General features: G+C 39.1%; 11 protein-coding genes and 8 tRNA genes. 1 reads left to right on the forward strand and 18 read right to left on the reverse strand.

Going from position 1 to position 9070, the window contains the following annotated elements; genetic code table 11:
- From ACZSMY_RS22950 to ACZSMY_RS22995, 10 genes are all read right to left on the reverse strand, one after another.
- Positions 1 to 192, reverse strand: a 192-nt coding sequence (locus ACZSMY_RS22950; protein WP_465148371.1) for a helix-turn-helix domain-containing protein, incomplete at its 3' end; no start/stop codon positions are given.
- A 183-nt stretch (positions 193 to 375) separates the two neighbouring features.
- Positions 376 to 945 (reverse strand): MFS transporter, encoded by a 570-nt coding sequence (locus ACZSMY_RS22955; protein ID WP_465148372.1) that lies wholly within the window; start codon positions 943 to 945, stop codon positions 376 to 378.
- A 191-nt stretch (positions 946 to 1136) separates the two neighbouring features.
- The gene (locus ACZSMY_RS22960; protein ID WP_212929599.1) at positions 1137 to 1535 is read right to left on the reverse strand and encodes a RidA family protein; all 399 of its coding nucleotides are present in this window, start codon (positions 1533 to 1535) and stop codon (positions 1137 to 1139) included.
- A gap of 606 nt (positions 1536 to 2141) precedes the next feature.
- The gene (locus ACZSMY_RS22965; RefSeq protein WP_465148373.1) at positions 2142 to 2477 is read right to left on the reverse strand and encodes a GNAT family N-acetyltransferase; all 336 of its coding nucleotides are present in this window, start codon (positions 2475 to 2477) and stop codon (positions 2142 to 2144) included.
- Between the two features lie 220 nt (positions 2478 to 2697).
- Complete coding sequence (locus ACZSMY_RS22970) at positions 2698 to 3345, reverse strand: SDR family oxidoreductase (RefSeq protein WP_465148374.1); 648 nt, start codon at positions 3343 to 3345, stop codon at positions 2698 to 2700.
- A 218-nt stretch (positions 3346 to 3563) separates the two neighbouring features.
- Positions 3564 to 3845: a hypothetical protein gene (locus tag ACZSMY_RS22975; RefSeq protein WP_052485032.1), complete on the reverse strand. Its 282-nt coding sequence runs from the start codon at positions 3843 to 3845 to the stop codon at positions 3564 to 3566.
- A 188-nt stretch (positions 3846 to 4033) separates the two neighbouring features.
- The gene (locus ACZSMY_RS22980) at positions 4034 to 4396 is read right to left on the reverse strand and encodes a hypothetical protein (RefSeq protein WP_193064531.1); all 363 of its coding nucleotides are present in this window, start codon (positions 4394 to 4396) and stop codon (positions 4034 to 4036) included.
- The gene (locus ACZSMY_RS22985) at positions 4386 to 4925 is read right to left on the reverse strand and encodes an acyl-CoA thioesterase (protein ID WP_193064530.1); all 540 of its coding nucleotides are present in this window, start codon (positions 4923 to 4925) and stop codon (positions 4386 to 4388) included. Before ACZSMY_RS22985 ends, ACZSMY_RS22980 begins: the two co-directional genes overlap by 11 nt.
- 131 nt (positions 4926 to 5056) lie before the next feature.
- Positions 5057 to 5956, reverse strand: a complete 900-nt coding sequence (gene cidR, locus ACZSMY_RS22990) for a cidABC operon transcriptional activator CidR (protein ID WP_465148375.1) — start codon at positions 5954 to 5956, stop codon at positions 5057 to 5059.
- Between the two features lie 328 nt (positions 5957 to 6284).
- A complete protein-coding gene (locus ACZSMY_RS22995; protein WP_042533459.1) occupies positions 6285 to 6929 on the reverse strand; it encodes a hypothetical protein in 645 nt (214 codons plus the stop codon).
- Between the two features lie 522 nt (positions 6930 to 7451).
- Here ACZSMY_RS22995 and ACZSMY_RS23000 point away from each other — a divergent pair.
- The gene (locus tag ACZSMY_RS23000) at positions 7452 to 8027 is read left to right on the forward strand and encodes a hypothetical protein (RefSeq protein ID WP_042533457.1); all 576 of its coding nucleotides are present in this window, start codon (positions 7452 to 7454) and stop codon (positions 8025 to 8027) included.
- A gap of 314 nt (positions 8028 to 8341) precedes the next feature.
- Here the strand turns inward: ACZSMY_RS23000 and ACZSMY_RS23005 are convergent.
- The 8 genes from ACZSMY_RS23005 to ACZSMY_RS23040 form a co-directional block, all read right to left on the reverse strand.
- Positions 8342 to 8423 (reverse strand) — tRNA-Leu (locus tag ACZSMY_RS23005).
- 7 nt (positions 8424 to 8430) lie between these two features.
- Positions 8431 to 8504, reverse strand: a tRNA-Cys gene (locus ACZSMY_RS23010).
- Between the two features lie 11 nt (positions 8505 to 8515).
- Positions 8516 to 8587: transfer RNA gene (locus tag ACZSMY_RS23015), tRNA-Gly, on the reverse strand.
- A 5-nt stretch (positions 8588 to 8592) separates the two neighbouring features.
- Positions 8593 to 8667 (reverse strand) — tRNA-Gln (locus ACZSMY_RS23020).
- 41 nt (positions 8668 to 8708) lie between these two features.
- Positions 8709 to 8781, reverse strand: a tRNA-His gene (locus tag ACZSMY_RS23025).
- Between the two features lie 5 nt (positions 8782 to 8786).
- Positions 8787 to 8860 (reverse strand) — tRNA-Trp (locus ACZSMY_RS23030).
- Positions 8861 to 8875: 15 nt separating this feature from the next.
- Positions 8876 to 8961, reverse strand: a tRNA-Tyr gene (locus ACZSMY_RS23035).
- Positions 8962 to 8974: 13 nt separating this feature from the next.
- Positions 8975 to 9047, reverse strand: a tRNA-Phe gene (locus ACZSMY_RS23040).
- Positions 9048 to 9070: the final 23 nt, after the last annotated feature.

The raw sequence follows: 9070 nt of genomic DNA on the forward strand, positions 1-9070 counted from the left end.
CTTCCAATTATTTTGAAGAAGCTGTCCGTTTTGTACCATTTCATTCACCGTATGCCAATAGTGGTCTTTTTCTTTTTGTTTTCCTGTAAAATAGTTGTAGACAAAGCGGGAGCAGCCGATTGTCTTATGGATGAAGATGATTTGTTTTTTGTTCGGATAGATACGAAAACGAAATGCTTTTTTTACTTTCATAGCTTCTTACCTCCTCCTGTCCATTATATCAGAAGAAGGATGATTTTGGAACGTTTGTTCGATTTAGTGTTGGACAGTCGAGACACTCCAAAGCAATCTTTTGTGTATTGGAGATTCATCTCCCCCCTTACCTCTACGCGCTTGAAGAGGGAGTTTTCTCTCCTTTTTTTGATAAAGCCTTCTTTAATTACGAATAAAACCAATCAACAGAGCAGAAAGAAGAGATAAAATCCCGCAAATAAGCAGCGTTAATACCGAGCCTGTTTTTGCTAATAGTATTCCACCTAACGCAGGGCCGATGACAGTAGCAATTGCATCAGCTGCTTCAATATTGGTATGCGCTTTTAACAGATTTTCTCTGCCGGCAATGGCAGGAATCATTGAAGTAAACGCTGTTCTGCTGATTAAGGCAAGTAACCCCATTACGAACAGCAAGGAAGCAATAATTACTGCATTGACATTCTGTGTTGCCAGAAGAAAGACGAGCATAAAAATGCCTATTCCATATAAAAAATGACAAGAAGATGCAATTCTGACCTTATTCTTCGTTTCTACCCATGTTCCAATTGGGATGGCAAATAGAACCGTACCCAATTGCTGGGATAAAGCGACAAGGGCTGTAACTAGCGGCGAACTGGTTAGACCTAATACAACTAAAGGAATCAACAGCTCTCTAAACCTTCCATTTAAAATAGAAAGAAACTCTGAACCCCACATACGTCTAAAATCTTGGTTAATGAGTATCGATTTCAATTTAATTCTCTCCTCTTTAAGGGAGATACACTGCTTCCAGGAAATGCCTGAAAAAATTCCTATTTGCATATAACTGATATTCCTACCCGCCATAGTGCTTGTTCTGTTTTGTAGGTATCTCCCTGTTTCATCATTCCGTTGCATGTATGAAGAGAGATTGTTAAATTGGACAATCCATTTTATATAGCTCCTTATTTATTTTCTTTACACGCCCATGCATCTATCTCTACTTTAAATTGCGGACCGGCCAGCCCGGCAACAAAGACCATCGTTGTACAAGGAAGGTGATCCCCTAAAAATTCGCCAATTGCTTCTCTTCTTCTATCCGCATCCATTTCCCCGACAATATAAAAAACAAGCTTCGTCAGGTTTTCTACGTCCATATCCGCTTCCTGTAAATTGATGCGAATGTTTTCAAAGGCCATTTTTAATTGCTCCACGGAATCCTCTGAGACATTGCCTTCCACATCCATCCCTAACTGGCCCGACAAATTTAACCACCGTATGTCTCCGGAGACTTCGATTTGATGGCTATACGGAGCTAATGGTTTATGTACATCCTTTGGATTTCTGGATTCTATCACTTTCATTCCTCCTGCTATTCTATTATTTTTTTATTAGCTTAATTAACAAGAATAATTATTCAATATATCGATTTGCAGATTAATTATTATTTCGCGCATTTATCTGATAACATCAAGAGGAAAGCTTATTTAATAAAGAAATAAAGCGTTCCCCTCTATCTTTTTAACAGTCTTCTAATCAGATAAATAACAAGGACAACAGCTATCACCGTAATAATCATCCCTGGTATTCCGATATTTCCCATCATTTATTAATCCCCTTCTCTATTTCAATACGATTTAATTGTGAGAATTTTATATATTCTGTTCTTTCATGTTAACATATTCCTAGATGTTGTTGTAATTAGCTGGGAAAATACATTCTAAGAAATCTCAATATCCTTAAAACCTCCCAGTTTATTTGAATATATTTTTCAACATTCAATCCCATCCTGAAGTAAATACAATATGCTCCGCACTATCTAAACTTGGGTGACGCAGCAGCCCACTTTTTTCCGCAACCCTTAACGAAGGTATATTAGATGGACGAACTCTCGATATGATTGGTAATTCAGAAAGGTGTTCACGAGCTAAATACACAGAATATCTGGCTACCTCCGCAGCATATCCTCTTCACCAAACCTTTGGTGAAAATCTATAGTACAAGTTTAACACTTCGCGCCCTTGCCAATTTATATTTCTTACGCCTCCAATTCCTACTACATCCGAGCCCTTATGCTCAGAAATCATCCAATAACCACAGCCATGTGTTATCCAGTCCTTATTCCAAAGCTCTATCTTTTCCAGAGCTTCATCCATGTTTTTCATTGGTCCGGAAGGCCGGTATGTATTTGTTTTAGGATCTCCTTCAATCTCAAGGACAGCATAAGCATCTGCTTCTGATGGCTTTCGAAGAATTAGATTTTCTGTTTTTACTTGTTCAAAGACTTTTTTGATTAAAGCATTCATTATAAATTCCTCTCTTCTTATACAATATTGATTTTTATAATTCTAATTATTTAAATTGAAATGAAATGATACCATTATGCCCTCTTTATTTTTTTATTACCTCAAGCTGATATTAATTGCTCCCATATTAAAAGGCTATTTAACAAAGAAAGACCTGTGCCCATCTTTTACATAGCACAGGTCTTTCTAGACAGATTAGAAAATCTGACGTTTTTATTTATTACACCGACTGTATCGCTTCTTCAACAGCTGTCTGTCCGCCTACTGCGCGGAATCTCTTGCCGATGGTTGTATCATTTTTCAAGCTGGTATAAATCACTTTCGCAATATCTTCCCGAGGGACTTCTCCACGTTCCACATTGGCTCCAAGATTTACTTGATTGGTGCCAGGTTCATTCGTTAATAGTCCTGGATGAATAATGGTATAGTCTAAATCGGAGTTTAACAGCCACTCATCTGCATAGTGTTTCGCTACGACATAAGGTGCAAACGATTCAGGGGCTGATTGAATAGCTTCACGGCTGGTATCAAACGAACTGATCATGACAAAACGTTTAACATTCGCCTGTTCTGCCGCTTGAATGGTTTTCACCGCTCCATCCAAATCAATCATCAGGGTTTTATCCTTTCCAGTTTTCGGACCGGAACCAGCTGTGAATACAACCGCGTCCACACCCTCTGCTGCATTAGAAATTGTATCGACTTCATCCTCTAAGTTAACAACGGCCGTTTCCGCACCTAAATCTTTAAAATAATTCGCTTGTTCTTCCTTGCGAATCATCGCACGTGCCTGATCCCCATTGTCTTGAATCAGCTTGACCAGATGCTTCCCTATTTGTCCATTTGCTCCAACTACTAAGATATTCAACACACTCACCCTTTCTTTTTGACTTCTCCCTGTTTATTGTAAAGGTTTCAGAATGAGATGTTAAATAATTGGATTGTGTAAAAAAGCGTGCTGGGTAGTCAGCGTGATTTCATTTCGTCTGAATGCCTGCCCTGACGTTAATCCCATCCGCCAGATTAAACTAACAAAGCTACTTAAGGTTTTCTATTCATCTTATTCCCCCCTGCTTATACTCCTTCTCACGCCTCCCCCATACCAAAACCTAGTAAAAGCAAATAAACAAGTGCTCCCGTTAAGTTGAGAGAAATTATCAATCCAAATACGGCAACAACCTTTTTTTCATTCTTTTTAAAAAGAGCAGCTACACTTAAGATGATTGATAACGGAGCGCCAATAAATTGAGCAATAAGTATAGTTTGAGCTAATACTAATGGTTCTATATCAGCCACGGCAAACAATAATAGAAATAATAGTATAGGCAGCCCGAGTGATAGATAACTGATCCAAGAATACTTTTTCATCAAGAAAGCCTCCATTCTTCGTAAAGCCTGATAGATATTTCACAGAACAGCTAATTTAATTAAAGTAATATTATTCAAATTATTTTAACACAAAGCTGCTGATATAATCATGACTATTTTATTTACGTGCCCACAATCGCAAAAACAGGGCTTATCACTCCAAACAACATGGTGATAAGCCCTGGCTGCTATTTAATGATTGTATTGACCTGAATAAGCTCCGGCTTTGCCCCCAGCACTAACAGAAATACTTGTGAATAGGAAACTTGTTCTAAACGCTGCAGGATAGACAGCAATTTTTCAAAATCCTTTTGCTCTTTTAATAAATTCACTTCTTTCTGATAAAGGTGTATAACAGACTCCCGAATAAAAGGAGGTTTGGTTGCTTCTTCATTTCTTACTAATAGTTCCCCTAAATATTTGTAAGGAATCTGCAACTGTCTAGTCAGACTCACGATATGCTGTAAATGCTCATACAATTCTCTGTAATCCCTTTGAAGCTGGTCAAGCTCTTCCTCTATATGATATAAACTATTTATATTAACAAACATAGATATCTCCTCTTTCCCATGGTTTTTCCAAACCAATAATTTGTGTCAGCTCTTTACTGTGTTCTCTTCGCTTCCGGCGCATCGCTGCCCGTTTTTCGCCAGATTCATATAAGAATTTTTCTTCTGTTGATTCCGGTACAATGGGTGCTACTTTCACAGCCTTTTTGTTGCTGTCCAGGGCAACAAAGGTAAGAAAAGCAGTGGCAGCAATTTTTCTCTCCCCTGTAATCATATCCTCGGCAATCACCTTACAAAAAATCTCCATCGATGTATTGCCTGTATAGGAAACAAAGGATTCAATACATACCGAATCAGACTGACGAATCGGATGAAGAAAATCAATTGAGTCCGTAGAGGCTGTGACACATTCCTTCACTCTGGCATGCCTTCTTGCAGAAAGCGTGGCATTATTATCTAATTTCTTCATCAATACACCTCCAAAGAGGGTATTGTAATTATTTAAATCATTGATTAGCACTTGATCCGTACTAACTACTCTGCTTTCGTTTGGATGCTTATAACTGTTCATATTTCAAGTGTTCCCTTCCTTAATAAAATTGCTTTATTTTTACTCTATACTTATCTTAAATCCTATCGTTCTATAATAAAAATAGTTATTCTTGATTTGAACTATAGATGAAATCTATGGAAGCGCCATATTTAATTATTTTTGCCATCTTTAAACATCAATTGTTCCTGCATAAACTTCAGCCACTCTTTGGTAACAAAGGAGGTATAGCTATTCTTCTTCCAAATAATTGCTAATTGCCATAAAATCGAAGGATCCGCAATTTCAATACTGACAACGTCTTCCTTTAGCGTGTCAATAATACTTGCCGGGAGAATACTTACCCCAAGGCTTGCCGTAATCATCTGTTCGATAAAGTACCACTGTGAGCTCTCTGCAATCACCTTAGGAATAAAACTAGCAGTCTTACACGCCTCGGTTATACGATCATTTAAGATGAAATCTTCACTAAATAAAATAAAGTCATCATCCTTTAATTCAATAAGACTTACTTTCTCCCTCTCGGCAAATTTATGAGAGCACGGAACCACCAATTTCAACTGTTCCTCAAGCAGAAAAAATTGATGAAAGGTATCCGTATCTGTCGGCAGCACCGTAATACCGACATCGACCTCATCATTAATGATGCTCTCTTCAATCCGCTTACTGCCACTTTCTAATAATTCAAAGCTGATATCCGGATAGCTCTCATGAAACTCTCCAAGCGTGTGAATAAACAGCTTTACATTCATAATCGGAGGCAGACCTATTTTAATATGCCCCTGCTTCATTCCTAACAAATTATTCATTTCTGTCGGAAGATTTTCATATAACCGGACAATTTCTTTTGCCTGCTGCAAAAACGCTTTCCCCGCATCAGTAAGCACCATTTGCCGTTTATGACGGTCAAATAATTCCATTCCTAATTCTGCTTCTAGATCCCGTAAAAGCTTACTAATCGTAGGCTGTGAAATATACAGCTTTTCTGATGCCTTAGTCATGCTGCCAGTTTTGACGATTTCTATAAAATAAATCATGTGTTTTAGTTCCATTGTTTTGCCTCTTTCTTAATTAGGGTAGTTATTTTAAGTTTACCATTTTAAAGGTTAAGATAACCATTCAAGTATTGTGGATAGCCGCTGAATTTGGCGGAAGGCAGTTTTTCTAATTCTGTTGTAGAAGCCATTTCATTGGTTATATTGCTATTGTTAGCGACGGAAACTTTTACAAACAAAAACACGCTCTAACGTAACATTATTCTACGTTAGAGCGTGTTAAATATTTAAATTATCTCTCGAAAAAATCTACATCAAATTCATATTTTATATAAATCCAACAAAGAGCGTCCCACTGCATAGTCTTTGTCGTTACTAATCTCTTTTATTCTTTTGGAAGCTCAATTTCGAAATCGAGTTCTTCGCCTAAATCATCGTAACTTTCCGAATCATATGGAGCAGAAAATACTAATCGAACAGACTCTACGTCTTCTGCTTCAGAATTTTCAAGCATGTAATAGAAAGTATCGTTCGCTTTCGTTCCAGCCATCATTTCTCCGTCAATATGTCCGCTTAACCACAAATCAGGCTCAATCTGCTCTCCCGTACTTGTAGCCATTCTACCTTGTCCAGCGTAGAAAGTAACATCATTATCCGACGTGTTCTCTACGGAAACATCTACTTGAATATACTCGATATGATCCGTCTCCAGCATATCCGCTGTTTCTCCTTCAAAGCTAGCCTCAGCAGTAGCAATCTTATCAATCGTTAGAACAATTGGACCAGTTTCGAAAGTTTCGCCTTCTTCCCACATTCTATGTAGTGTGCGAGTACCGTCCTCTGTTTCTTCTGTTTCGCCCGGTTGTGGCGATTCCGAATCTTCCGTTTGCTCCTCTGTGTTACCTTTGTTTTCTTCTTCCGTGCTTTCTTCAGAATTTTGCGCGTCCTCTTCGCCTTCTGCTTCACTTCCACACGCAAAAAGAACCAATGATAGTAATAAGAATAATACCGTTAATAAAATCTTCTTCATTTACTAATTCCCCCCTATTTTTCTAAGCTCAATATGCTCACCCCTAACATACTACATTATTTCCAATAGAATGAAAAGATGTTTATTAAAGTCTATTTAAAATATTTTATCGCACTAATTCTTTTATGTGCTTTACATATCTACACGCACGATTTTAGTCGTGTGATTCGAAATCTAGAATATTACACTTAATGAATGCTTCCACAAATACGTTAAAATTGCGCCATAACAGATTTAACGGGGATTAATGACTACTGATGGCCGAGATCGAACTGACACTCCTTATGGAACACGGTTTTGAGTCGTGCCAAGGTATCTCGAAATGCTTAAACCTATATTTTATGCGGATAGAAGTCGATTAAACTTCGCCAAACTCCTAACCACTTCGCAAGATTTCCACCTCCACGACACATTCTCGCGTTCTTTGAAACGTCAATGTAAATCCCCTGTAAAATTATCCACCGATATGTTACGCTAACTCCAACGTGAAATTTACCATTAATGGAAAAGGAGTTCGTTTACATGGCGAAAGAGAAAAAGAAGATAACCCCTTCCCGTGCCATTATCGGAACAGCAATATGGGTTATCGCAATTGCATTTATCATAATTAACGTAACTAACCCGAACGACAATGACGAGGACGTAGCTAATGATTCCGTGAGTTCGGGCGAAGCAGCTTCCGAGGAACAAGCAGCGAGCGCAGAGGAATCCGTCGATCCTACAGATACTGCGGAAGATGAAAACGAAGAAGAAAATGTATCATCTAATGAAAGAAGAAAGTATTCAGAAGAAACCGAACAACGAGTTATTGACTATTACAACGAACTTATTGTGGAAACAGACGGGCTTATATTAGAGATTTCTCAAGAAGATAATTACGACCAAATTTACGTTATGCTGACTGACGAATTCAAGTATCTAGAGGAAACTGATCAACAAATTATTGTAGACGAGTTAGGTAATAAAATAGAAAACTTTACAAGAGCAACACTGTTTGCAACGCCAGCGAGCGATTTCCTATACGTATACTTCGTTGACAGCCACGGTAATCACCTTGCGGAAACTGGCCATTTCGACAAAGGATGGTCAGTCAATTAAATCTACATAGAACCTACCAGAGCGCTAATATTAACGGATTGACGTTTTTATTCAGCATAAATTCCCAGCATATTTACATTGATAAATGCTCATACTTAAGTTCTCTATAAGTAGTATCTTCGATGGAAAGTGCCACTATAACCAGAGTAACTCAAGTCGTTCAGATAAATGTACATTTTATACATCGCCCACTACTCTCCCCGTGCGTTTAATTAAGCTAATCTAGTCGCTCAATATTGAGTATGTCAGTTGGTTCTCTACGAAAAAATCCCCGTTAAAGCTGCATCTCAACAGCTTTAACGGGGATTAATGAATACCGGTGGTCGGGGTCGAACCGACACTCCTTACGGAACACGATTTTGAGTCGTGCGCGTCTGCCAATTCCGCCACACCGGCATGTGTTTGGAGGCGGTAACCGGATTTGAACCGGTGATAAAGGTTTTGCAGACCTCTGCCTTACCACTTGGCTATACCGCCATTTATTTTAGAGCGGAAGACGGGATTCGAACCCGCGACCCCCACCTTGGCAAGGTGGTGTTCTACCACTGAACTACTTCCGCAAAAATGGCTGGGCCACCAGGATTCGAACCTGGGGTACACGGGATCAAAACCCGATGCCTTACCGCTTGGCTATGGCCCAACGATTCTATTATTGATTTATGTAGTATTAAATAAAAAAGGGGCGACCGGTGGGGATCGAACCCACGTGTGCCGGAGCCACAATCCGGTGCGTTAACCACTTCGCCACGACCGCCATATTGGCAGGGGTAGTAGGAATCGAACCCACATCAAAGGTTTTGGAGACCTTCGTTTTGCCGTTAAACTATACCCCTATGATATTTTATAAATGGTGGAGGGAGTAGGACTCGAACCTACGAACCCGATGGGAGCGGATTTACAGTCCGCCGCGTTTGGCCAACTTCGCTATCCCTCCACTAAATGAAAGGTGGCTCGGGACGGAATCGAACCGCCGACACAAGGATTTTCAGTCCTCTGCTCTACCGACTGAGCTACCAAGCCAAATCTTATTTCAAATGTTTAAG

It is taken from the genome of Oceanobacillus sp. B139/18 (genome assembly GCF_055524595.1).